General features: G+C 67.9%; 22 protein-coding genes, 1 tRNA gene and 1 pseudogene. 11 read left to right on the plus strand and 13 right to left on the minus strand.

Annotation, left to right across the window (positions count from 1 at the left end):
* Positions 1-31: 31 nt before the first annotated feature.
* Complete coding sequence (locus SALPAC6_RS0113135; protein WP_018253871.1) at positions 32-919, minus strand: replication-relaxation family protein; 888 nt, start codon at positions 917-919, stop codon at positions 32-34.
* A gap of 1,132 nt (positions 920-2,051) precedes the next feature.
* On the opposite strand from SALPAC6_RS0113135, the gene SALPAC6_RS0113145 reads away from it, so the two are divergent.
* Positions 2,052-2,708, plus strand: coding sequence for an HAD family hydrolase (locus SALPAC6_RS0113145; protein ID WP_026189633.1), 657 nt, complete (start codon positions 2,052-2,054; stop codon positions 2,706-2,708).
* Here SALPAC6_RS0113145 and SALPAC6_RS0113150 read toward each other — a convergent pair.
* From SALPAC6_RS0113150 to SALPAC6_RS0113185, 8 genes are all read right to left on the minus strand, one after another.
* Positions 2,705-2,923 (minus strand): hypothetical protein, encoded by a 219-nt coding sequence (locus SALPAC6_RS0113150; RefSeq protein WP_018253874.1) that lies wholly within the window; start codon positions 2,921-2,923, stop codon positions 2,705-2,707. The genes SALPAC6_RS0113145 and SALPAC6_RS0113150 overlap by 4 nt on opposite strands.
* A 120-nt stretch (positions 2,924-3,043) precedes the next feature.
* Complete coding sequence (locus SALPAC6_RS0113155) at positions 3,044-3,802, minus strand: NAD-dependent epimerase/dehydratase family protein (RefSeq protein WP_018253875.1); 759 nt, start codon at positions 3,800-3,802, stop codon at positions 3,044-3,046.
* Entirely contained in the window at positions 3,799-4,527 is a 729-nt protein-coding gene (locus SALPAC6_RS0113160; RefSeq protein ID WP_018253876.1) for a coenzyme F420-0:L-glutamate ligase, read from the minus strand. Before SALPAC6_RS0113160 ends, SALPAC6_RS0113155 begins: the two co-directional genes overlap by 4 nt.
* The gene (locus tag SALPAC6_RS0113165; RefSeq protein WP_018253877.1) at positions 4,524-5,582 is read right to left on the minus strand and encodes a glycosyltransferase family protein; all 1,059 of its coding nucleotides are present in this window, start codon (positions 5,580-5,582) and stop codon (positions 4,524-4,526) included. Before SALPAC6_RS0113165 ends, SALPAC6_RS0113160 begins: the two co-directional genes overlap by 4 nt.
* The gene (locus SALPAC6_RS0113170) at positions 5,579-6,451 is read right to left on the minus strand and encodes a phosphoenolpyruvate carboxykinase (ATP) (protein WP_018253878.1); all 873 of its coding nucleotides are present in this window, start codon (positions 6,449-6,451) and stop codon (positions 5,579-5,581) included. Before SALPAC6_RS0113170 ends, SALPAC6_RS0113165 begins: the two co-directional genes overlap by 4 nt.
* Positions 6,448-7,662 (minus strand): methionine adenosyltransferase, encoded by a 1,215-nt coding sequence (locus tag SALPAC6_RS0113175; protein WP_018253879.1) that lies wholly within the window; start codon positions 7,660-7,662, stop codon positions 6,448-6,450. The genes SALPAC6_RS0113170 and SALPAC6_RS0113175 overlap by 4 nt, the downstream gene beginning before the upstream one ends.
* On the minus strand, positions 7,622-8,557 hold the full coding sequence (locus SALPAC6_RS0113180; protein WP_018253880.1) for a Gfo/Idh/MocA family protein: 936 nt from the start codon (positions 8,555-8,557) through the stop codon (positions 7,622-7,624). Before SALPAC6_RS0113180 ends, SALPAC6_RS0113175 begins: the two co-directional genes overlap by 41 nt.
* Positions 8,554-9,405 carry a sugar phosphate isomerase/epimerase family protein gene (locus tag SALPAC6_RS0113185; RefSeq protein ID WP_018253881.1) on the minus strand — a complete coding sequence of 284 codons (852 nt, stop codon included), beginning with the start codon at positions 9,403-9,405 and terminating at the stop codon, positions 8,554-8,556. The genes SALPAC6_RS0113180 and SALPAC6_RS0113185 overlap by 4 nt, the downstream gene beginning before the upstream one ends.
* 1,402 nt (positions 9,406-10,807) lie before the next feature.
* Here SALPAC6_RS0113185 and SALPAC6_RS0113190 point away from each other — a divergent pair.
* From SALPAC6_RS0113190 to SALPAC6_RS0113205, 4 genes are all read left to right on the plus strand, one after another.
* Positions 10,808-11,683 carry a Scr1 family TA system antitoxin-like transcriptional regulator gene (locus SALPAC6_RS0113190; RefSeq protein WP_018253882.1) on the plus strand — a complete coding sequence of 292 codons (876 nt, stop codon included), beginning with the start codon at positions 10,808-10,810 and terminating at the stop codon, positions 11,681-11,683.
* The gene (locus tag SALPAC6_RS0113195; protein ID WP_018253883.1) at positions 11,676-11,876 is read left to right on the plus strand and encodes a DUF397 domain-containing protein; all 201 of its coding nucleotides are present in this window, start codon (positions 11,676-11,678) and stop codon (positions 11,874-11,876) included. Before SALPAC6_RS0113190 ends, SALPAC6_RS0113195 begins: the two co-directional genes overlap by 8 nt.
* A gap of 303 nt (positions 11,877-12,179) precedes the next feature.
* On the plus strand, positions 12,180-13,517 hold the full coding sequence (locus tag SALPAC6_RS0113200; protein WP_018253884.1) for a hypothetical protein: 1,338 nt from the start codon (positions 12,180-12,182) through the stop codon (positions 13,515-13,517).
* On the plus strand, positions 13,514-14,083 hold the full coding sequence (locus SALPAC6_RS0113205) for a flavoprotein (RefSeq protein ID WP_018253885.1): 570 nt from the start codon (positions 13,514-13,516) through the stop codon (positions 14,081-14,083). The genes SALPAC6_RS0113200 and SALPAC6_RS0113205 overlap by 4 nt, the downstream gene beginning before the upstream one ends.
* Here SALPAC6_RS0113205 and SALPAC6_RS27720 read toward each other — a convergent pair.
* A complete protein-coding gene (locus SALPAC6_RS27720) occupies positions 14,028-14,486 on the minus strand; it encodes an NUDIX hydrolase (RefSeq protein WP_018586428.1) in 459 nt (152 codons plus the stop codon). The genes SALPAC6_RS0113205 and SALPAC6_RS27720 overlap by 56 nt on opposite strands.
* A gap of 208 nt (positions 14,487-14,694) precedes the next feature.
* A tRNA-Lys gene (locus tag SALPAC6_RS0113220) sits at positions 14,695-14,770 on the minus strand.
* A 257-nt stretch (positions 14,771-15,027) separates the two neighbouring features.
* Between SALPAC6_RS0113220 and SALPAC6_RS0113230 the strand changes: the two genes are divergently transcribed.
* A complete protein-coding gene (locus tag SALPAC6_RS0113230) occupies positions 15,028-16,284 on the plus strand; it encodes a L,D-transpeptidase (protein WP_018253888.1) in 1,257 nt (418 codons plus the stop codon).
* Here the strand turns inward: SALPAC6_RS0113230 and SALPAC6_RS30195 are convergent.
* A pseudogene (locus SALPAC6_RS30195) lies at positions 16,285-17,205 on the minus strand (right-handed parallel beta-helix repeat-containing protein). It abuts the gene before it with no gap.
* A 777-nt stretch (positions 17,206-17,982) separates the two neighbouring features.
* On the opposite strand from SALPAC6_RS30195, the gene SALPAC6_RS0113250 reads away from it, so the two are divergent.
* The 5 genes from SALPAC6_RS0113250 to SALPAC6_RS25915 all read left to right on the plus strand — a co-directional run bounded on the left by SALPAC6_RS0113250 (position 17,983) and on the right by SALPAC6_RS25915 (position 22,622).
* Complete coding sequence (locus SALPAC6_RS0113250; RefSeq protein ID WP_018253891.1) at positions 17,983-18,627, plus strand: DUF4360 domain-containing protein; 645 nt, start codon at positions 17,983-17,985, stop codon at positions 18,625-18,627.
* A gap of 455 nt (positions 18,628-19,082) precedes the next feature.
* Positions 19,083-19,691: a CGNR zinc finger domain-containing protein gene (locus tag SALPAC6_RS0113255; RefSeq protein WP_026189638.1), complete on the plus strand. Its 609-nt coding sequence runs from the start codon at positions 19,083-19,085 to the stop codon at positions 19,689-19,691.
* 243 nt (positions 19,692-19,934) lie between these two features.
* Entirely contained in the window at positions 19,935-20,222 is a 288-nt protein-coding gene (locus SALPAC6_RS29015) for a helix-turn-helix domain-containing protein (protein ID WP_018253893.1), read from the plus strand.
* Between the two features lie 314 nt (positions 20,223-20,536).
* A complete protein-coding gene (locus SALPAC6_RS0113265; RefSeq protein WP_018253894.1) occupies positions 20,537-21,613 on the plus strand; it encodes a serine hydrolase domain-containing protein in 1,077 nt (358 codons plus the stop codon).
* Between the two features lie 364 nt (positions 21,614-21,977).
* Positions 21,978-22,622: a TIGR03089 family protein gene (locus SALPAC6_RS25915; protein WP_263404747.1), complete on the plus strand. Its 645-nt coding sequence runs from the start codon at positions 21,978-21,980 to the stop codon at positions 22,620-22,622.
* Positions 22,623-23,057: 435 nt separating this feature from the next.
* Here SALPAC6_RS25915 and SALPAC6_RS0113280 read toward each other — a convergent pair whose 3' ends face one another.
* Positions 23,058-23,645, minus strand: a complete 588-nt coding sequence (locus SALPAC6_RS0113280; protein WP_018253897.1) for a hypothetical protein — start codon at positions 23,643-23,645, stop codon at positions 23,058-23,060.
* Between the last annotated feature and the right edge of the window lie 377 nt (positions 23,646-24,022).

A 24,022-nucleotide genomic window follows, 5' to 3' on the forward strand; every position in this document is an offset into this window, starting at 1 on the left:
GTACTGTCCACGGCCGTCGTGCCGTCGCCGATCACGCAGCCGCACCCGCCCGGCCGGAGGCGTCAACGGCATACCCGGCCAGATCTGCCAGCCGCAGCCGCGGCCCTTCCCGGCCGGCCACGGCCCACACCGCCGCTGCCGGGCCGAGGCCCGTCGTCGCGGCGTGGTCGCGGGCCCCGGTGGCGACCGGCACCGCCAGCGGCACGTCGGTCAGCACGCGGCGTAGGTTGCGCTCTCGGGCAGCCGAGTGCAGCCAGAACAGCACCGGCCACGCCCGCCCGATCGTGCCGAAAAGCTCCCGATAGCCGTCCACCTTGCCGGCCAGGATCGACAACTGCTCGGCGCCGGTGTCGTACTCGACGAAGAACGGCACCTCGACATCATTCTCGACCCACCGGCCGTAGCCGTCCGGGCGAACCCTCGGCTGATACGCCCGCACCAGCCCCGGATCCTGGCGGCTGGTGAACGTCCCGGCACGCTGGCACACCATCTCCGGCAACCACTCGATCAAGCCGGTGTCCGGATGAGTACGGGCGTGGCCGGCCAGGTCAGTGAAGAAGCCGTTCACCCCGAGGCGGTGAGAGAGGCTGCGGGTGGAGGTCCAGCGTCGCCGTTCCACCCGGGCGTGGTCGCGCCGGGGTGGGCGTTCGTCGCGGCTGGCGGCGACGACCTCAGCGCCGAGTTGGTCGATGACGTAGTGGTACGGGTAGGAGCCGCCGTCGGCCCGTTGCGGTCGGAACCGAGCGACGAGGCGCAGCCGATACAGAGTCCGCAGCCGCCGCTGGCAGAAATCAAGGGATGGGAACAGTGCCTGGGCGATCTGGAACGACGTCAGCACGCCGTGGTCGTAGAGCCAGCCCAGCAGGACCCGGTCACGATCGGTCAGCTGCGACTGGACCCGCAGAACCGGATCATCCATCCACCATCACCTCCTCTCCGATACGTATGGCCTCCCAGGGGAGACCCGAGACAAGGACGGGTCTGTCGCAGCACAACCAGCCAGTGTTGACAGACGGGCTGACCTGCGGTGTGAGCGGGAAATGGGGGTCCGTTCGGGTGTCCGGCTGAAGACTGACCCCAACGGGGACGTCAACCCGGACCCCGCAACGGAGGTCAACACGGAATCTGTCAGCGTCACCGGCAGAAAGCCGGAACGCGGTGAGACAGGATGTACAGAGAACACAGAAGCTCCTTGGTCGAAAGAATGGGACGTCGACTGCCGTGACGCCATAGGTGTGCGCCGCCGCAGCCACCGCCGGGCGCGGGAGACGGCGGCAAGGCGCACTGTGGAGTTGTCAATGAACACGCCAACCGGCACACCGGCCGGCCCGAGGACGGATCGGGGCAGCAACAAGCCGACACGACCACCAGTGAGGTGGTCGCGGCAGCAGGAACAGCGGTCGCAGTTACGGAGGGCAAGCGGGCGGCAGCGTGCCGAGCCGGCAGCGGGCTCGTCTCAGCCTGGAACAGCTACTCCGGGAACCGTCGACATCACGACGGCCCGGTGGGGCGTCGACTCAACCCGCCGGAGAAAGATCCTTCATGGCGGCTCCCCTGTCACTCGACACCATCGACAGCCCGCCCACTCCCAAGCCTCCAACGGCCGGCGACGCTCCCGAAGGAGCGCCACCACCCCGGCCGATCGAACACGGCGGGCAGACCGTCACGCGGTCACGTTCGTATCAGTACGCCTCCGCCGGCAGCACCCTGTCAACCAACATCACCGACAGTCGATCACGGCTCTTCCGAACCCAGTAGGACGCGCTGGTACCCGTCAACCCGTACCGGTATCCAGTGGTACAGATTCCCTGCCGAAAATGACAGAAAAATCCTGGCCCACCCGTTCCGCCATCTCACCTTGCGAGACAGCGCTCCCGCTAACCGAGCGGACCAGGGTGCAGGTCGCCGAGGACCCCATCGGTGAGTCGGACCGGCACGGCTTCCCGCACCGAGTCGTACCCGGTGCGGCCGACGGGTCAGCACCGGCCCGCCGGGCGGCTCGGCTCGCGGTACACGTTGATCCTGATGGGAGCACCAGGCACAATCGCCGGGTGATCACGAGCGTATTCTTCGACGTGGGCGAGACCATCGTTGACGAGTCCCGGGAGTACGGCACCTGGGCGGACTGGCTCGGGGTGCCGCGCCACACCTTCTCGGCCGTCTTCGGGGCGATCATCGCTCGCGGCCTGGACTACCGGGAGACGTTCCAGGTCTTCCGACCGGGCTTCGACCTGACCGAGGAACGGGAGCGCCGGACGGCGGCGGGCCAACCGGAGTCCTTCACCGAGGAAGACCTATACCCGGATGCGCGGCCGTGCCTGGCCGCGCTACGCGAGTCGGGGCTACAGGTCGGCCTCGCCGGCAACCAGACAGCGCGGGCGGAGACAATCCTGCGTGCCCTGGACCTACCGGTCGACGTGATCGGCACCTCGGACGGCTGGGGTGTGGAGAAGCCTTCCACCGCGTTCTTCGACCGCGTAATCACCGAGGCAGGATGCCCCGCCGACCAGGTGCTCTACGTCGGAGACCGGTTGGACAACGACATCCGGCCGGCGCAGGAGGCCGGTATCGCCACCGCCCTGGTCCGTCGCGGCCCGTGGGGTCACATCCTCGGCGACAAGACGGTCAGCGACCGATGCGTGTTCCAGCTCGACTCGCTGGCCGAGCTGCCTGACCTCGTACGCAAGCACAACCAGTCGGCACGCTAACCACCCGGCAGCGCGGCCCGACTGGTAGTGAGGGCGGCAATGCGTTCGTCCAGCCGGTACAGGGTCCGCAACCGCCGCTGACCGACGTCCAACGACGGAAACAAGGCGTTCGCGAGCTGGAACGACGTCCCGACACCGTGGTCATACAACCAGCCCAGCAACACCCGATCACGGCCGGTCAGCTGGGACTGGACCCGAAGGACCAGATCATTCACCGGCTACCACCTCCTTCCCAAGTAGGGAAAGCCCGCCCCAGGGGAGAGAACCAAGACCAGGCAGGGCGACGCGGCGGCGCAGCAGATCCAGGCACCCGCGGGGTCGACATCCCTATATTCCTATGTGGGAAGGTCGGCGTTGGCGAAGGCGCCGCCCATCCGGCGGTCGGCCAGCGGCCCGAGACCGGGGCATAGGCGGTCGGCGCTGTCGGCCGGCTGGTAGCCGAGGGCGTCCCAGCCAGTGCGCGGCCACCACGAATCGCGGTTGTCAGAAGTGCCGTACACCGTGAGGAACGGGGAGGTCAGGGGCCGGGTGGCGGCGGCGTACAGCAGGGCGGTGGCATCTCGGGGGCTCAGCCAGGTCGCACGGTGACGGGGCTCGGTGGGGTGATCTCGGTAGCTACCGATACGGACGGCGACGACCTGCATGGTGGTCTTGTGGGCATAAAGGTGGCCCAGCGCCTCAGCGGTGACCTTGGATACCGCGTAGAAGCTGTCGGGGGCCAGCGGCGCCGTCGGGGCGCCGACGGGGTTCAGGCCGGTCACGTGGTGGCTGCTGGCCAGCACCACCCGCCGCACCCGCTGGCGGCGGGCCGCCTCCAGGACGTGGTGGGTGCCGGTGACGTTGTGCTCCACCAACTCCGGGAACGGTCCCTCCTGGGTGATCCCCGCAAGATGCACGACGGCCGCGACGCCGGTGCTGGCCTTCTCGACCGCATCCAGGTCACGCAGGTCGGCCTGAACGAACTCGGCACCCGCAGGCAGCTCGACGGCACAAGCCCGCCGGTCAAGCAGCCGCAGCGACATCCCCTGGGCGGCCAGATCGGCCGCCAGCCGGGTGCCGATGCTCCCGGCGGCGCCCGTGAGCAGCAGCCTCACGGCCGGCGTTGAAGCATCGACACCACGCCCGCGTCACTGCTCTCGTAGGCGACGCCGCGCAGGACGGCGACCGGGGCCCCACGACCCCGCTGCCCGAGGATGATCCCGGCCGCCGCGGCGATCAGGTCGGTGAAGGTCTCCTCCTGCCGCTTACCGCCGTACTCCGTGACACGCAAAGGCCCCACGCCCGCCGCGCCGATCGAGATGACGGTCGCCCCACGCCGGTCGGCGCGACCGTCGGAGTCCGCGACCACCACCGCCACCTCCGCACCCGTGTGAGCGATCAACGCGTCGCGCAGGGCGCGGGCGGAGGCGTCCGGATCCACCGGCAACAGCCACGCACCCCGCGGGCCGGCCCGGTCGATCCCAGCGGAGGTGAGCTGGAAGCCGAGCCGGTGCCGCGCGATGATCGGGCCCTTCTCGGTGGCCAGGAAGTAGCTGTCACTGGAATCCACGATCAGCTGCACGACCTCGGCAGGCTTGCCCGTGCGAGCGGACAACTCCAGCGCCTCCGGGCCAACGACGACACCGGCCAGGTCGACGTACCGCTTCTCCGCGACACTCACGGCCTTGGAAGCCACCACCACCACATCCCCATCCTGCAACTCGATGCCAGTACAGGCCAAAACGCCGGTGATAGCGCCCGCCAGATCCGCACCCGGCTGGAGCTCGGGAAAAGGTTCCAGCGCGAAAGCGGAGAAACCGGAGGTCGGGATGGCGGTCATCGTCGGGCTCCTGCGGGAGTGAGGACAGCGGTGCACAGGCGGGCGTGTCCGGCGGCGAGTGTCTCGGCCCGCTGCCGTGTGCTGGCGCGTGGTCCCCTGGTCAACCAGTCGGTCACGCGCCGTAGGTAGTGCGGCCACAGCTGACGGGCCGCGTCGCGCACTGGTGTACCGGAGTTGACGGTGCGCCAGGCGTCCGCGACGGGCTCTGGCCATGGGTGTTCATCGTATCCGCCGGGATACGGGCCAAAGCTGTCCAGCGTGGTGAGCATGTCCGAAAGGCGGGCGGATTCCAGGGTGCGGTCGGCAACCCGGTAGTGCGCCGTCGCACCGTCTGACGTGGCCGGTGGCGGTTTACCTGTCCTGGTCAGGTGCAGCAGGACTGGGACAGCCTGGTGATAGATGGCCGCCAGGTGAGGAAAGGACCCGGCGTGCTGTTTGGGCTGGTCGAATCGCACGGAGGCGATGGGCCCGGCGGTGGCGGCGGTCAGCAGCAGGAATGCGTCGATGCCGTAGCCGTCCACGCACGCCGAAAGCTCTGCAGGCAGTGCCCGGGCAGCGCGGAGGGCGGCGTCCAGGGCGGGTCGGGAGAGGGCGAGGTCCCCGGCGAGCGGCTGGGGCACGTCGTGGCCGGTGGTAGCGGCGATAAGGGGTCGGGCAAGGTGGTTGGTGAGGTTGGCTTCGTCCCAGTGCCGCGGGTAGTCCGCGACTGCTATGGCGGCCCCAGCCCGTACGCGGTCCAGTAGCGCGGCGTAGACGGCCGGGTCGGGGCCCCGGGTATCGGTGTCCGCGATCAGTACGGCATCGATGCCGGTGAGGTCCGGAAGGTGGGCTGCGGCCAGGATCTGGGCACCCTTGCCTCGGACCAGGCCGGTCAGCGGCACCTTGGCCGCCCGGGTGGCGGTGGTGGTGAATTGGTCGGCGGTCGCCAGGGTGTCGGAGGCGTCGGCGTGGACGATGATGGACCGGTGCTCGGCGAGCGCGGTGTCAACGGCGGTGGTGACCGCGGCGATGGTGGCTGGCTCGTTGCGGCTGGGCAGGATCGCGGCGGAGTTCATCCGGCCTCCTTGGTCAGCAGGTCAGCGGCGGTGTCCGGATCGGGGGCGTATAGGTAGTCGAACTGGCCAACGGCGAGCCGGGCGATGAGGTGGCTGCGCCAGCGGGCCAGGGCGGGGCTGTCCAGGGGCCACACCGGTCCGTATGGCACGCCGGCCACGCCGGTGATGGGGGTGGGAAGGCCGGAGATGTAGCGGCCCAAGGTCTCGTGCAGTCGCAGCCGCTCGTTTACCGACAGCGGCACGGCAGGCGTCAGCGACGCGGTGTCGAGCGCAGGGTGGACGGCCATGCGCACAACCCGGGCAAGCGGGGCCAGGCCGGTCGCGAACGGTTCCAGGGCGAGCTGAGGCTTGGGCGCGAGCGGCCGAGCGGGGTCGCGGATAGCGGCGGTAGGTTTGCCGGGCCACACCGACACCCGACCATCGTCGCTCTCGCCAAGGACGACCACGTCATCTCCGGCATGGGTCCATCCCTGCGCCGCGAGGGCGAGTGCGGTTGATGTCTTGCCTGCCCCCTTCGCGCCGAGTAGTAGTACGGCCTGCCCGTCGGGCGCGATCAGCGCTGTGGCATGCACGGTGGCCTTGCGCTGGTGCTGGCGTGCACGTTCGAACGCGGTGTAGGTGACGTAGGCGAGAGAGTTCGAGGCGGCCACGTGTGCCGGTAGCCGGAGGCGCACGGTGACCGCCGCGACGGTGACGGCCGCGGCCCCCGTGGTGACTTCGACGTCCACGGCTTCCGTGGCGGGATCTGCTGTCAGGGTCCAGCCGCCGGGCAGGGCCCGGCTGGCGGCCTGCGCCGCGGTGGTGTCCAGGTACTCGGGCAAGGCGAGGCGGGCGGAGATGTGGCCAGTGACGAGCCGGTGCACGGTCATCTGACTGCTCGCTCCAGGGCGGCCAGCAGCTCGTCGAACGGGGCGACGGCGGGCAGATACCGTCCGGTCAGCAGGTCTGCCATCCAGTCTGTGCGGGACAGCGTGGCCCGCACCAGCTCCTCGGCCGGCCCGAGCGGCGCCGGGTTAACCGTGGTGATCTCGATCGAGGCGGGCTCGTCGTAGCGGGCGCCGTTGCGCCACAGCAGGGCGATACGGCATGGTCCGAACTCGGTGGCTACCGCGTGGGCGGCGGTATCGGCGAGCCAGCCGCCGACCTTGCCGACGTGGTAGGCCGGGTTCTTCCCGAACGTCGCCTCGTTCCCGGCCAGGTGGGCACCGCTGATCACGCCGGTGCGGGCGTTGCCCCGGCCCACGAGGCCATCCTCGCCATAGTCGACAGCCGACCCCGAGAGTGTGAAGTACTGCCCGGAGATGGGCCCGATGCGGGAATCGCGGGTGTTGCACAGCACCGACACCCGACCCGGCAGCCGCTGGGCAAGGAGGTCGGTCAGTTCGCTGGCGGCAGAGGTGACCGCCTCGGCGAACTGGGCGGAGCTGCTCAGGTACCCGGCCAGGGCGGGCACGCAGACGGTCACCGTCCAGGTCGCGCCGTTGCGGATGGCGAGGGCCTTGATGTCGCTGCCTGCCCACGCGTGGCGGCGGAACCACGCCTCGGCCAGCAGGGCCACGGCCTCAGTGACCGTGCGTGGGGCCGAGCCGACGAGGTAGGCGGTGTCGTTCGAGAACGGCCTCGGCCTCTCGGGCAGATCGTCCAAGGAACGGGGGGCGAACCAGTGGGAAAACTTGGAGGAGTTGGTCGTCTCGTGTCCCACCTCCAGCTGCACGCGGTCGAAGCCCGGCAGCGCGGTACGCAGGTGGTCAACGGCCGCGTGCTCAAGGATCTCCCGCACTGGCAGTTCCTGGCCGGCGAAGCTGGTGGAGATCCGGCCGCCGAAGACGACTCGCAGCGGCCGGTCGTACACACCGTCGGTGTCGCTGAAGGCGGCCCGGCCGCCGAAGACGGCGACCTTGTCCAGGTTGTGGTGCAGCACCGCCCCCACGGTGTCCAGGCAGTGCCTGCTGTAACGGATGGAGGCGAGCTCAGCGATGCCGTCGGCGAGGGTGTCGGGGTGGCCGACCCCTTTGCGTTCGACGACCTCGACGGGCAGCTCATGCGGCAGCGGCGTACGCAGTCCGGACGACGCGGGCATCGCGGTAGACACGATCGATCACCTCCAGAGGGCGCCGTAGCGCCGTCACCGAGAACAGGCAGGGGTGGGCCGGATGGCCCTCGGCAGCGTTCAACGCGGCGGCGTACATCGCGCGCCGCAGTTCCTCATGCGTCGGGGCGGCGGCGATCTCGCCGAGTCCGGCTTCAAGGTTCCGCCCGCGTACGTGAAGCCGACGTCCGTCGGTGAGGTGGAGGATGAGCTCGTGAGCCGGTGGACCGGGGTGGTCGACCCGGGCGTTGATCTGCACTGTGGCCCCGCCGGACAGGGCGAGTACGGCGATGACGTGGTCCTCGGTCTCTGCCAGGCCGCGGCTGTGGGTCACCGTTGCGTTGACCATTTCGACGTCGCCGGGCAGCAGCCGCAGGGCGAGTGCCAGGCCGTGGATGGCTTGCTGGTGCAGGATTCCGCCGGCATCCGCGTATGTGCGGCGCCAGCCGCGGAAGTATCCGGGATCTCGGTGCACGCTCAGCAACACGTCGGCGCGTGTAACAGCAGGAGGCATCGCGAGTAGGGCGTTCAGGCCGGGGGCGAAGTGCGGCTGGAACGCGACGAAGATCCGCCCGTCGCCCGGCTGGGGCGCCAGGGCCGCTGGTTCGGTCGTGCAGGGCTTCTCCACGAGCACGGCGGCTCCGGTCTGGGCTGCTTCCCGGGCTGCGGCAAGCGCGGTCCCCGGCGGGGTGGCCACCACAACCAGATCCGGCGTCACGGCGCTCAGCGCCGCCCGCCACGAAGCAAACACCGGCACGCCCCTGGGGACATCGACGCACGGGGCGGGGTCAGCGACCCCGGCGACTAGCACACCGGGAACGCCGGAGAGCGCGGCCAGGTGTTTGGCTCCGACCTCCCCCGCTCCTACCAGCAGCACCCGCTTCATGCCACACCGCCGGGAACAGCGGAGCGCAGGAACGCGGCGCCAGAGGTGAGGGCGTCGGCTGGGGTGTCGCGCACGTGGGTCTCCAGCGCGTACGGCAGCCCGGGCTGGGCTGCGTGCAGCAGCGGTAGCACCTGGCCGTAGGGCACCACACCCTCACCGGCCGGGCAGAACACCCGGCCACCACCGTCAGCGGCGGGCCGGTAGTCCTTGACGTGCACGTACCCCACGTACGGGGCGAGGGAGCTGACCACCTCACCGGTGGCTTGGCCGACCTCGTGGAGATTCGCCACGTCCAGCCACAGTCCCAGGCCCTGCCCGTAGTACCGGTCCAGGACCTCGAGCAGTGACTCGGCATGGGCGACCGTGCACACTGGCTCGTTCTCCAGCAGCAGCCGCACCCCAGCCGAGTTCGCCAGGTCCAGGGCTTTTGCCAACAGCAGGTCACTGAGTAGCTGCTCGGTGAGTTCCGGCTCGACCCGCAGGTGGGAGAAGACCCGCACCACCGGGGCTCCGAGGATGACGGCAGCCGCAACGGCCCGCTCAATCCAGCCGAGCCGCTCCTCGGGCGGAACCTGGGTGGGAAAGCCGAAGGTGTCCACCCTCTCGGGCGTCGCCTCGGGGCGGCACCACTTCCACAGCGGCGAAGCCAGCGCGGCCACCTTCAGGCCTCGCTCCTCGGCCAGCGTACGGAGGTACCGAACCCGGTCGTCGGGCAGCGTAACCGCATTGGCGCCCTCGGCTGAGCGGATCTCCAGCTGACCAATGCCCAACTTCACCGCCAGGTCCATGCCCGGCACTGGATCGGAGCTGAGTTCGTCAGGGTTGAGCACCAGCCTGCTCGCCGACATTTTCTCCACGGCCGTCTTCTCCTTCAGTAGTAGGTAGGGCGGGAGACCTCCGCCGCTAATAGCCCGCGACCCGGTAGCCGCGACCGCAAGGCCAGGGTGATAACCGCTCGCCTTGCTTCGTTAGCGCAAGGGTGAAAACGCGGGTTAGGCGGCACCTCCAGCATCGAGCAATGCGCCAAGAGCAGATAAGGATGTCAAGCAGTCGGTGTTGCCTGCTGGAGAACGCGCTCTGCCCAGTCCGCCTGCGGACACGGGTGAGGCGCCAGCCGCGCCCACATGTCGAGGCATCCGGCACAAATTCCATCGCACTCAACATGGACGCTATGCAGTGCAATTGCCTTCTCAGTCAATTCGACTACCGTGTTCGACTCGCCATTCAGGGGCATTCTTGCGGTGACCGGTAGCGGCGGCACGGTCACTGGTTTAACTGGCATGCCACTTCGCCTCCCACTCTGGTGGTCAGTACGACTTACTCACAGATAGCACCGACGGCGCCCGCCGCGCGTTTTGCCATGGGAGCTGCCGTTACACGATGGTGAGGTCTGCTTGCCAGCAGCCCGCGATCACCAACTCGTCTGGCATTGATTAGCTCGGGTCGGGTAGCGCCAGGAGTTCGGCGAGGCAGCCGAAGTGAAAGCCAGAAGACTTTCGCCGCCTGCTCGAACTGGGCGCATGGGCCGGGGCTGCGGCAGGTAATGCACGCTCCGGATGCACTGCTGGTTGCGTGTTGCTGCAACGCTATTTGCGCTTGTTCGACCTTTTCGCCACCGTGGTAGGTCGCCATGCCTGCCTTCCGTTTCGACCGATGTGGACCAGGTGCGCCGCGCTGGCGATCTTGATGTGTCACTCCCGCGGCGCACCCGAACTGGGTTGCTACCGATACGGCCCAGAGCATGTGCCGGCCGAGGCCGGCGGCGTCATCGCGGTCGAGCCAGTAGTAGTCAACTGCGAACACGGAGCCGGCCCTCCTCAGGGACACGCATGGTGGTGAAGTCCCGCCCGCCGCCACGCCCTGTAGCAGCGACGGCGAGCGGGAGACCAACTGCAGCCACGCCGTCCGGCGCGTTCACCTACCCGGTACCGTGCACCGGCGTAGGGCGAGAACACGCCCAGGACCGCGTTGCTGTCACGAGCCGGATCCAGCCGGTTCGGCCGTACCGGATCACATAAATCGACAGATCGCTTCTGGTAGGTCCACCTTCACGGACAGTCCACATACGCGGGAATCCCCGTCTACCACCTGATCCGGTACCCGTTCTACTGCCCAGATGGTCGCTGATCAGGGCCTCAGCAGCCGATCGTGAACTCACGCCCAGCTCCAACGGAGAAGCCCGGGGTTACGCTCCCCGCATCGCCGGTGCGTAATCGTCCTCCGGCGTTGGTTGTTCTCCGGAGGTGTGGTGTGATCAGCCCGCTGGTGCGTCGTCGTAGGCTCGCCGCCGAGCTGATCCGCCTGCGCGACGAGCACGGATACCCAGCCGCTCGCGTCGCCGCGGAGATCGGCGTCGCACGCCAACGCATCTCGCGGTTGGAGAACGGTCACGTCGCCCCTGACCTCGACGAGGTCATGCGGATTCTCCAGCTGTTCGGCGTAGATCAGCAGCGCTGGCAGCAGATCATGACGATCGCCCGCGAGGCACAGGAACGCGGGTGGTGGGCGAAGTACGCCGACGAGATGGGCACCCGACAGGCTCTGTACGCAAACCTTGAGGCGGGCGCGAGTGAGATTCGCGAATATCAGATGGTCTACCTGCCCGGCTTGTTGCAGGTGCGGCCGTACACCGAAGCACGCCTGCTAATGGACGCTCCCAACGGTGCCACCTACAGCCACACCCGAGCACTCGAAGCACGCGCCGGCCGCCAACGCATGCTGGAGCGGCCGGGCGGCCCTCGGTATGAGGTGATCATCGACGAACTGGCCATCCGCCGTTTTGCCGCGCCCGCGCCGGTGATCGCCGATCAACTGGACCACCTAACGCTCGTCGGACACCACCGCCCAACCATCAGCATCCGAGTACTGCCAATCGCCGCCAAGATCCGCCAGCATTCCGTCCCCCGCTCGGCGTTTTTCACCTACCGGTACCCGGACCCGCACGACCCCGTGGTCGTTGCCGTTGACACGGCCACCGACGACCTCGTACTGACAGAGGTAGCAGACGTCAACCGCTACCTCGACCTATACGGCAGGCTGGCGGACGCCGCCATGCCACCGGGCGAAAGCCTCGACTTCCTCACCGCAACGGCCGAAGAAATCAGGAGGAATATTCACAATGAATGACAGGCAGTTTTGCCCGTGGCGGAAGTCCACCCGAAGCGGTGGCGCCGACAACTGTGTCGAAGTCGCGACCGCTACCGACCTGCACGTCGGCGTCCGGGACTCCAAAAGCCCCGACGATGGTGTCCTTGTGTTCGGCCCGGATGGCTGGTCCGAGTTCATCGAGGGGGTTCGCAACGGCGAATTCGACGCCTGACCGGCACGGGTTGCAGCCGCCAGCCGCGCTCGCGGGGTGGCGGCCTCACCGTGGCACCCAGCCCTGTGGCGCAGACCGCAAGGCCAGGAAGTGGCCCACGCCGCCGACGACCATCGGTATCGCTTGAACCGCGCAGGGACGCACTGGGATCATGTAGGAACGTCGTGCTGCGACAATGTGGCGCAAGGGCACGTCATTGCTGGTCGATGCTGGGGGCAGATCGTGGGGAGAGACAGCATCCCGAACAGTCACCTCAGGGCTGCCCGCAAGGCGCTACGGTCCCCCTCTGGTTCCGGCCGCCCGATGTCTCGCCAGGAGTTGGCCGACGCCTGCAACGCCGAACTGGCCTCGATGTACGGCAGGCAAGGTCGCAGGCCGCGCTGGGCAGGACTCACCGAGAAGGCCATTGGCGCGCTGGAACGCGGCGAGATCCGGTGGCCCAATGAGGATTACCGACAGGCGCTCTGCGCGGTTCTGCAAACCGACAAGCGTTCGCTCGGGCTCTACATCGCCCGGCCCGACAACGCCAAGTATGGCGAACTCCCAGCGCCCGCAGAGCCGGATTCTCGTCACCAGCACAAGGGGACGAGACCCTCGCCCACCCCACGGCCCGACATATACGAGCCCGAGTCGCCACAGACCATCCAGTCGCTCGATGCCTCCGGCTCGCCCAGCCAATGGCGTGCGGGGCTGCGGCGCGCGGTCCTCGCCCGCGACAACGGGCAGGTCCTGCTGCCGTTACGTGAGCTGGAAGCCGCCCTACAGGTCGCCAACCTCGCCTACCAGGGCGCTCAGTACAGCGAACTGCGGCAACTACCCATCCTCATCAGCGGGGCCGAGTCCTTGTTCGCCGAGCAGCCGAAGGCTGTGGAGATGCCCAGGGTTGCCCGAGCCGCTAACGGCGTTTACCTGCTGGCGTCAAAACTGGCTGCCAAACTCGGTGACGGCGAACTCGCCTGGACCACCGCGGACCGCGCCCGATGCTTCGGCCTGATAGCCGCTGATCCAGCACGGACCGCCATCGCGGCCTACCAGACCGCATGCGCGCTCGCCAAGCAGCCAGGCCGTGCCGCCGAAGCGGAAGAGGTCGCGGTAGCCGCAGCCGAGGCCATCGCCGGCCAGCAGTTGTACCGCACCCCCGCCTACCTCTCGGCGTACGGAGCGCTCCTGCTCCACGCGGCCGTGGCGGCAGCCCGCCAGGCAGACACTCGCAGCGCATGGCGCCACCTGCGAGCCGCTGAATCAGCCGCCGATGAACTCGGCCGCAACGGTAACGAACTGTGGACAGCCTTCGGACCCACCAACGTCCGGCTACACCAAATCTCCGTCGCGGTCGCCCTACACGAGAACAAACAGGCACTCCGGCTCGCCGACCAGCTCGACACCGCACAGCTCCCACTGACGCTAGCCAGCCGGCGCGCTCAAGCGCATCTCGACCTTGCCGTGGCGCACAGCGCGACGGACAGCTCCGCCCCCCAAGCGATGCTCCACCTCCTGGAGTACGAACGCCTCGTCCCTGAGGCGATCAAGCTCAACGCCGCCGCCGCTGGGCTCATCACGAAGCTGCTCCGGCGGGAACACCCCAGCCGCACCCCCGGGCTACGAGCCCTCGCCGACCGAGCAGGAGTCCAAGACGCATGACCAAGGCCACCCCCGTCCTCCTGCTCGTCGTGTGCGCCGCCCCACCGGCCGCCAAAGTAGCCGAGCTGGCCGAACGACTCCGCCACGACGACTGGGACGTGCACCCCGTCGTCACCGAGGCCGCCACCGCATGGGTTGACCTCCCAGCCCTGCAACAGACAACCGGCCACCCCGTCCGGAGCGAACCACGCCGACCACAGGAGCCGAAGTCACTACCGCGGCCCGACGCCATCATCGTCGCCCCGGCCACCTTCAACACGATCAACCAATGGGCCGCCGGCATCAACAACACCGCAGCCCTGGGCACCCTCAACGAAGCCCTCGGAGCCGGAACACCGATCATCGTCTCGCCCTACGCCAAGGCAGCGCTCGCCGCACACCCAGCCTTCCACCGCAACCTCGAACTACTCGCCAACGCCGGCGTTCACTTCACCGCCACCGAAGCCCTACGACCCGACACCCCAGACGGACCATTCCACTGGGACAGCGTGCGCGACCTTCTCAACCGCACTACCCTGCATGATCGCCGCGGACCGAGAGCAACGCCTCCTCGTTGGCGACAATGAACTCCCTGAGCGCATCCGGCTTCAACGCCACCGCGTGCAGCTCGTCAATCGCCACCCGGTCCAGCTGATACTCACCCCGCGCGGAATCAGCGAACTCCGGCCCACTACGCGCCTCCGCCCGCAGCCGAAGCAAACGACCCGCGAAGAAGTGCTGCACCGAAACACCCGCACCAACCGGAGTGGAGAACAGGAACACCGGAACCAGCCGACCGGCCTCGCCACCAAGCTCCTCACGCAGCTCACGGCGCAGCGCAGCCTCCAGACAAACATCCGTCGGCTCCACCCCACCACCCGGCGTCGTCCAGTACGGCACCTGCCCGGGCCTGATCCGCTTGATCAGCACAAGGCGGCCGTCACCATCGACAAGGATGGCCCGCACCGACCTACGCACGATCCGCCGCACAACCGACCCTAACCACGCCCGGACCCCGCCACCGGACAGCGGCGCACCCGATTAATCCATGGTTCCGACCGGCTGGCATCGCACCCCGTCCCACCGAAGCCAACCCGGTCCAACGGCTGCCGAGCACCCACCGAGCGACCACCCGCCACCGCCGTACGCGAAAAAGGCCCCGACCGGCACAGAAATACCAGGTCAGGGCCTTGCTCGTTGGTGCGCCGCCAGGGACTCGAACCCCGAACCCGCGGATTAAGAGTCCGCTGCTCTGCCAGTTGAGCTAGCGGCGCTCGTTGGCAACGGGGAGAACCCTAGCACGCCAGTTCAGCCGGCTTCTAATCCGATCCCCACTCCCCTCTTTCGGTTGAGATATTCGGACAAATGGCATCAAAAACACCAGGATGACTCTGGGTTAGTCGGTGCCGCGGGGCATGGTTACGGCACGATGTGCGCCAGGTGCGTGCGAACTGCGTTGGAGACAGGGCCAAGAGCTGGTTGATGACCGGCTCGGTCCACCTCTCCGACGGCGAGGAGTAAGGAAGAGCACATGCGAGCCGTTCAGGACCCGCCGCTCCAGCGCGGGCGACGCCGTCACGGACAACGCCAACCCGCGTTCGTGGCCGCGCTGCTCACCGCCGCCCTAACGTTCACCGCTGCCTGCTCTGCCGGCGACAAACAGCCCGACGAGAAGCCTGACTTCGTGCCACCGGCCCCGCTGGCCTCCGTCAGTATCGTCGAGCCGGCCGCCGATGCCCGGGGCGTACCCGCCTCCACGAGCATCGCCTTCACCACGGAGCAGTCCCAGGAGACCACCGTTGCGCTGGTCGACTCGGCGGGCGGGGCCGTCGAGGGCACGCTCGACGCCGACGGCGCGAGTTGGCTACCCACCGGTGTGCTCGAGTACGGCGAGACGTACACGGCGACTGTCACCGCCACCGGAGACGACGACCGTCCGGTGACCGCGACCAGCACCTTCACCACGATGGCCAAGCCGGATCAGCAGGTTCGAATCAGCAGCTTCCTCGGTGACGGGCAGGTGGTCGGGGTCGGGATGCCGCTCATCGTGAAGTTCGGACGGGACATCCCGGAGGAGTACCGGGACGACGTGCAGCGGCGGATGACGGTGACGGCGACTCCCGCGCAGGAGGGGGTGTGGCACTGGGTCAGCCCCACCGAGGTGCGGTACCGCCCGCGGGAGTTCTGGCAGGCGAACAGCACCGTCTCGTACCGGGTGCAGGCTGGTGGTCTGCCGCTCGGCGACGGCTGGTACGGCCGCGCCGACCTCACCGTCGATATCAAGATCGGCCCAGCGCTGATCATGAAGGTGGAGAACGAGACGAAGCAGATGGTGGTCACGAAGGACGGCGAGAAGGTGCGCAGCATCCCGGTGAGCCTCGGCAAGAAGTCCACACCCTCGTCGAGCGGCACCATGGTGGTGATGGAGAAGCTACGCGAGACGGTCTTCGACACGTACGAGGAGTTGGGGCCGGACGAGGGTTACCGCACGGACATCGAGTACGCGCAGCGGCTTACCTGGGGTGGGGAGTTCATCCACGCCGCGCCCTGGTCGGAGGGGCAGCAGGGCTCGGTGAACGTCTCCCACGGCTGCGTCAACGTGTCGATGGCCGACGGTGCCTGGCTCTTCGAGAACACTCGGATCGGGGATCCGATCCGAGTGTTGGGCACCGAGCGAAAGCTGCAGAACGGCAACGGCTGGACCGACTGGAACCTGAGCTGGGAGGAGTACGTCAAGGGCAGCGCCCTGCCGGCGGAGTCGGGGACGTCCCCCTCCGCCGACTACTAGTCAGCCTGGGCGGCCGGGAACGTTGACGCAGCTGTTGGGTCGGTTCTTGACCACGGTGGCGCCGGTGGCGGTGTTCAGCTCAACCGTGCCGTCGTTGAGAATGCCCCCGCCCTCGGTGCCGGCAATGTTCTTGACGATCTTGGTCGCGTCGAGGGTAAGCGTGCCGGTGCCGGTGTTGTAGACCCCGCCGCCACCCAGACCAGCGTGGTTGTCGGTGATCTTCGTGCGCCGCGCTACCAACTGGCCCGCGTTGAAGACTCCGCCAGCAATGCTGGCCGTGGAGATGTTCTTCTCGATGACGCTGTCCGCAACGACGGAGCTACTGCCGACAACAACACCCCTTGGACGAAGAGCCCTCCGACGACGTTGGCCGTGTTGTCGACGAGCTTGACCTGCTGCAGCGTCAGCTCACCGTTGCCGATAACAGCGGCGCCGCCCACGATGCTGGCGGTGTTCCCGGCGATCCGGGTGCCGACGACCGTGCTGACGCCGTCCTGAACGAACAGACCGCCGACCGCAGCAGTCCCAGTATTGACGACAAGGATGCGGAACTGGTCGGCGGCGGCGCGCTCAATGATGGTGTTCTCACCGCCGTTGAGGGTGATCGGGGTGATGATCGCGGGTAGCCCGCTGCCGCCGAGATCGGCGGTGAGCAGGTAGGTGCAGTCTTTCACCAGGTCGAGCACGGCACCACCGCGGGCGTTCGCCTGAGTGATCTCGGCGATCAACCGGTCCGTGTCACAGGGGACCGGCGTGCGCACCCGCTTGCCCTGCCCCGGTCGTTCTTGCCACCCTGGCCCGCACCGCGTTCGTCAGCGCGCAGCTCCCAGCCCGAAGGCCGGTTGTTAGTGGCTCTGCTGGGCCGGTCGCCGTCAGCCACGGCGACCGGCGTGGTCGCAGCGGTGAGGCCAGGCCGGTCATCCCGGCCACGGTCCGAAACGACGTCGACTCGCCGACTTCTGCCACGCGTACGGGGCCGCAGATCGGCGCCGAGGATATCGACGTCCTGCGCGACCGCACCGCTGACACCCTCGCCGCCTAGCTGCGCGAACACCCTGGCGTTCAGATCATGTGCGGCGATCGAGGCGGTAGCTACGCCGACGGTGCCCGCAAGGGCACACCTGAGGCGATCCAGGTCTCCGACCGGTAGCACCTGCTGAAGAACCTCAGCGACACCGCCGAGAAAGTCGTTCGCGGGCACCGCCGGTGCCTGAGTGCCCACATCGACGCCCCCGCCCGGCCAGTCGACGAGCCGGTCAGGACACGGCGTCGGGCGGCGAAACCGCCAACGCCACGGCCGTGCCCGCCCTACGGGCCGAAGGACTGTCGATCAACGCGACCGCCCGCCGACTCGACATGGAACATGTATCATTTCGCGACGTGCGATGAGGAATCTATCGGTCATATCCACCTTGTCGACACGGCGGCGACATAGCGTCCGACCTCTCGTATTGTCATGTGACACGGCGACGGGCGGACGCGCCAGTACATCAATCTGTATAAATCTGGAAATGGTCACTGAATTGTCGGTGGCCCCTCGCCCAGGTGCCCCTATCCTCATGTGCACGGTCCGGCTGGCCCTCCGAGCCCCTCCACCCCTGCCCTTCGGCACGAAACATGCCTGAATCCCGGGTGCCGGACGGTCCACCGCCAGCCGGTGCCGCCGCTCACACCACGAGGCACACAGGAAGGATCCTCATGTTCAGTTGGCTCGCAACCGGAGGCATGATCCTCTCTCTGCTGGCTCCCACGAACCCGGTGGTGGATTTCCCCGAGCCCGAGACCCCGCCCCCGGGCCAAATCGTCATCGATCTGGTCACCGTCAATGGTTCCGGCTGTCCGGCAGGCACTGCCGCCATCGCCATGTCGGCCGACAACACTGCATTCACTGTCACCTACAGCGAATTCATTGCCCAGGTCGGGGTCGGGGCGGAACCGACCGACTGGCGCCGCAATTGCCAACTCAACCTGCAGGTTCACGTCCCGCAGGGCTTCACCTACGCGGTGGCCCAGGCTGACTACCGCGGCTTCGCCGCCCTGGCAGACGGGGCAACCGGCGTAGAGCGGGCAAACTACTACTTCCAGGGGATGTCACCCACGGCCTACTCGACCCACACCTTCGACGGCCCGATGGTGGACAACTGGCAGGCCACCGATGTCACGGACGTTGCCGCTCTGGTCTGGCACCCGTGCGGCGAGCAACGTAACTTCAACATCAACACGGAGCTCTGGGCCCTCGCCGGCACCTCAGACACCAGCACCACAACGAGCTTCATGACGATGGACTCGACCGACGGAGCCATCTCCACCACCTATAACCTGGCCTGGAAGACCTGCCCGTAGCACGGACGAGCCCACCGGCGAGGCGTCATTGACGCCCTGCCGGTGGGCTCGCGCCTTCGGCCGTCACCGACCTACCGTAAAAACGACAACGAGTGCTCGTCAGATCCCTATCTGTCAGGGTGAGTTGAGGCCAGCGGTTCATTACACGTCCGCCGAACAGGGCGAGCTCAGGATCGGAAGCGTTGAATACTGCTGTTGACGTCGCGACGGCCCAGGATGGGGTCATGAGCCGCAAGAAGGGTCCGCGTTCGGACGGGCCGCGTGCCCGCCGGTCGTTCACCCCGGGCAGAAGCTGGAGCTGCTGGCCGGCTACGAGCAGGCCGTGACGGCCGGCGAGGGCGGGCGCTCCTGCGGCGGGAGGGCTTGTACTCGTCGTTGAAAGTCCTCACGGATGGGGGCTAGGTTATCCGTGAAGTGACGGTAGTAGCTCCTCACGGATGAACGCAAGTCGTACCATGAGAGCTATGACAGAGAGCTGGACTGTTGAGCCTGTACTGCCGTCCGCGCCAGGGGCGGAGCAGTACCTCGCTCTCGACTTCGTCAACAGCGCCATCGCGCTACCCGGTGGGCAGTTCATCGATCTCCTCGGCACCCCCGAGGCAACGAATCACTGGCTCACAGAACGCGGCCTCGCTCCGGCCGGTGCCGGAGTGCAGGAGATGTGCGCGACCCAGCTACGCTCGCTGCGCGAACACGTCAGGGCATTGTTCGCCGCCCACGTCGCCGGGCTTCCCCCCTTGCCCGCAGCTCTGTCCGCCGTTAATGACGCACTGAGCAGGGCTCCCACGGCCGCTCTGCTGCTTTGGAACGACAAAGAGGGCCCCTACCGAGCGGCACCGTGCCCCACCGACGAGGTTCTCGAGCACGCCCTAGCGGCCCTCGCGGCCAGTACGGCCGACCTCCTCACCGGCCCCCACTCCGGCTGCCTGACCGCCTGCGACTCCACTCCCTGCAATCGCTACCTGCTGCGCCGCGGCCGCCGCCACTGGTGCTCTACCCGCTGCGGCGACCGCGCCCGCGCGGCCCGCGCCTACGCCCGACGCACCCAGTCGAAGGCCGACTGACGAACACCTCCCCTTGGTTACCCCAAGCCGGTGGCTATCCTCGGGGCTACGTGTGCAGCCGGGCGTCGTCGACCACTCCCTCGACCATGTCAGCTCCTCATAGAACGCCGCTCGTTGTATCGAAGCTGGACCGGCACGCCCGGTCCGTGCCGGACGCCCGGCAGATCGGTGACGCCCTCGCCGCGCGCCGCATCCGGCTACAGCTGGGCACGATGGTCTACGACCACCGACCCGACGGGCAAGATGTTTGTCAACATCCTGGCCACCTTCGCCGAGTTCGAGGTCGACTTGCTGCGGGTGTGGACCCGGGAAGGCATGGCCATTGCCCGGCCCAAGGGCAAACTCAAGGGCTGGGCACCAAAGCTGCCGGCCACCCGGCAGGCGCAGTTACTCAAGCTGCACACCGCCGGGGAACACACCGTCGCTGAGCTGGCCGAGCTGTTCGAGGTATCACGCCAGACGGTGTACCGGGTGTTGGAGCGTACCCGGGTTCGCCGCGACGACGGCCGTAACGAGACTCTCTCGGCCTAAGCGGGCGTGAACCGGGCGCTCTGGCATCACCGCGGCACCACCCCGATCCACCCACACTCCACACCAGACGAGGGAAAGCATCACAGAAAGCAGTGACATCGATGCATAGCAGTCGAGTGCGGCGTGGTGGATGAGGGATGCCGTTCACGTTCCCGACCCCGACATCAAGAGCAAATACTTGGCGGGCTGGGACAGCTACCCAAGCGAGGGGCCTACTTGGACGCACGTCCCAAATCGGTGGTCGCGACAATGATCAGTCGTTACGATCCCGCCGGGTACTCCCGCCCGACCTCGCGACCCCAGGAGAAGCCACGATGCCCGAAAGTTCCGTACTGGCCGACATTCCGGCCGCTGTCGCACGCGCCGCCGAGACGGACGGCTTCTCCGGCGTGGTCCTGATCCGCCGCGGCGAGGACACCCTGCACGCCTGCGTGACCGGGTTGGCGCAGCGGGCCTGGCAGGTGCCCCACACCCTCGATACCCGTTTCCGGGTGGCGTCGGTGTCGAAGATGTTCACCGCGGTCGGGGTCCTGCAACTCGTCGAGCGGGGCCTGCTCGACCTCGACGCACCCATCGTCGAGCTGCTCGACCTAGCCGACACCACGATCTCGGCGCAGGTGACAGTGCGGCAGCTGTTGACCATGACCGGAGGTATCGCCGACTGGTTCGACGAGACCGGCGACTGGGAGGCCACCTGGGCCGAACTGCTCCGCACGCACCCGGTGTATCTGCTGCGTCGTAACGCCGACTACCTGCCGCTGTTCGCCGACAAACCGGCCCGCTTCCCTCCAGGTGAGCGGCACGAGTACAACGGCGCCAGCTACATCCTGCTCGGCATGCTCATCGAGCAGCTCACCATGGCGCCGTTCGCCGAGCACCTGCGCAAGCACGTCTTCGGCCCCGCCGCCATGACCGACACCGACTTCCTGCCTCTGGAAGCCGACGCGCCGCGGGTCGCCGACGGCTATATCCCCGCCCACGACGGCACCGGCGCGATCACCGGCTGGACCCGCAACATCTACGCCACCACCCCAGAGCCGGCCGCCGACGGCGGCGCCACCGCCACCGCCGCCGACCTGATCGCCTTCACCCAGGCCCTGCGCGCCGGCGCCCTGCTACCGGATCAGGCCGTGGCCGAGATGCTCGCCCCCCGAGTCGCCGAGCGCGAGGAGAAGGTCCGCGGCTACCTCTGGCGCTACGGCTACGGCGTCATGTCGATCCTCGACGACGACGGCACCGTCATCCGGTGGGGCCACACCGGCGAGGAAGACGGCGTCAGCACCCGCCTCTACCACTACCCGAGCCTCAACATCGACGTCGCCATCTGCGCGAACACCTCCTGGTCCGCCGGGAAGCTCGCCTGGAACATCCACGACCTGCTCCTGCCGTAACTACCTCGGCCGGTGGCAACGCCAATTATCCAAGCGCCCAACAAAACCATTCCAAGATCACGTATCTGCGGTTACGGGACAGCCACCCAAGCGCGGGTCCGTGAGTCCGAAACTGACGGTCCCTAGCGGGAACCCAAGGGTCGGTTGGTGCCTGGCGGCAAGCCGCCAGGCACCAACCGCTCCCGCTCGGCCCGCCGCCGATCAATCCGCCGCACCCCCGCCGCGACGGCCAGCAAAGTGCGGTGGGGCGCCGAATAAGGTGGGTGACAGGCAGGGAGGAGCGCCCGATGGCTGAACGTATGCCCGTTGCCCCGCTACTCACGTACTGCGACGACCCAGCGGCGAGCGGGTCGACCTGACCGCGATACAGCTCGGAGACTGGGCGGCGCGCAGCGCTGGGCTGCTGCGGGACGGCTGCGGACTGGCCCCGGGCAGTCGAGTCGCGGTATTGCTGCCGCCGCACTGGCGTACCGCTGCGGTGTTGCTGGGCGCTTGGGCGATCGGACTCGCGGTGTCGTTTCGGCCCCGGGCCACCGCCGGGCTGCCGGTGCTCGAACCGGGCGGCGACCGGCCGTACGACGCGGTGTTCGTGACCCCGCAACGCCTCGACGACTGGTTGGAGGACGTGCCCGAGGGGCGGCACCGCTACCTGGTCGGCACCGGACCCGGCCCCCTGGCGGAGGTGCCGCTGGGCTGGCTCGACTGGTCCATCGAGGTGATCCGGCACCCCGACACGCCGCCCGACTACACTGCCGTCCGCCCGCCCGATCCGGCCACCCCGGACGGCACCAGCTACAGTGCATGGCGTCGGCTGGCCGACGCGTTCGTCGAACGGTGCGATCTGCGGGCCGGCGACCGGCTTCTCGTCGATGCCACCGAGCACGAGCAACCGTTGAAGTGGTTGCTCGCTCCGCTCGCCGCCGGCGCGTCCGTGGTGATCTGCGCGAACCTCGATCCGGCTCAACTAGACGCCCACATCGCCGCCGAGCAGATCACCCGGGTCTATTGAGATCACTAGCCGTTGTGGCACTCGGCTTGGTCTCGAGGATCTATCGGCTCCGTTGGTGTAGCGGATGACGGTCTTGTCGTCGAGGCCGAACGCGGCGGCCAAGTGCAGCGGGTCGGGGCCGCGGGTAAGGGCTTCTTCGAGCTGGCGATCCACTCGTAGGCGGTCGAAGGTAGCGGCTTGCCCGCGTAGGGCGTCGGTGATCCAGACCTTGCTGACGGAGCGGTCGTCGAACGCCGTGTGCTGGTTGACGATCAAGTATGGGTTGGCGGTGCATGGCTACCGGTCACGTCGGTGTTCCTGCCGTGTGACATCGCCCGGTAGCGCTGCATGACACGACACCCAGATACGGCTGGTGGCCGGCGCCCTGGTTCGGGTGCCGGCCACCAGTTTCTTTCCCCCTTGTGTGGGTTGGGTCTTGTGTGTGGTGCGGGTGGGTTAGCTGGTCCAGTGCTCGGCGACGAGGTCGGCGGCCTGGGTCTCCCACTGGGCGTAGTGGAACGGGAACGCCGACACCTGCACCGTCTGCGCGGCCTCGGTCAACGGCATGTCCTGCCAACCCTCGACCTGCTTGAGAGCATCCAGGAAGGCGGTGGTGGAGTAGGCGGGGTCGGTGATCTGCTCCACCGTGCCCCAACCACTGGACGGGCGCTGCTGGAACAGGCCCTGCGAGTCGTGGTCGTTACGCGCGCCCAGGTGGCCCAGGTTCTCCAGCTTCGACTCCTGCAAACTGGTCGCGATCGCGACCACGGCGGCCCGCTCGTCCATCCCGGCGTTCTTCGTGGCCTCGATGATGGCCTTCACGTTCGCCACCTGCTCATCACCCAGGGCGATGCGCGACTGTGTGCCCTGGGTGCCGTGCGGGATCAGCGTGCCCATGTCCGGCTTCTCCGCCCGCACCACAGCCGAAGCCGAGGCCGAGGCGGGGGTGGGGTCGGTGAGGGTGGCCAGCGGGCCGGCGACAACACCGGTGGACAGGGCCAGACCAGCGAAACCCAGCACGCTACGACGCAGAATCGTGTTCATCAGGGATTGCTCCATTCGGGGGTCGACACCCCACACCCGAAGGGGGTTCGGGGTGGGTGCGAGCACCGTCCGGCGCTCAACGAAACTAAGGGGAAGAGGTCGGCGACCGCGGGCCTCACAGGGCCACACGCACGGCGCCGGGCCCAGATGTAACGACCGGCGGGCCGCCAACATTCCGGGGCTCACGCACGGCCGGCATCCGCCATCGGCGGAACACCTGCTCGGTCGTACGCATGGTGTAACGCCCCGACGGCCGCCGGGATTCCGCCACCACCGTGCCCCCGACCACACCCCACACGGGCATCAACCAGACAACAGTGGCGGTGATCCAACTATCCCATACATACGTATGAGGTGTGCATGGGCATTTGAAGATG

It is taken from the genome of Salinispora mooreana (genome assembly GCF_000379065.1).
Classification (GTDB): domain Bacteria; phylum Actinomycetota; class Actinomycetes; order Mycobacteriales; family Micromonosporaceae; genus Micromonospora; species Micromonospora mooreana.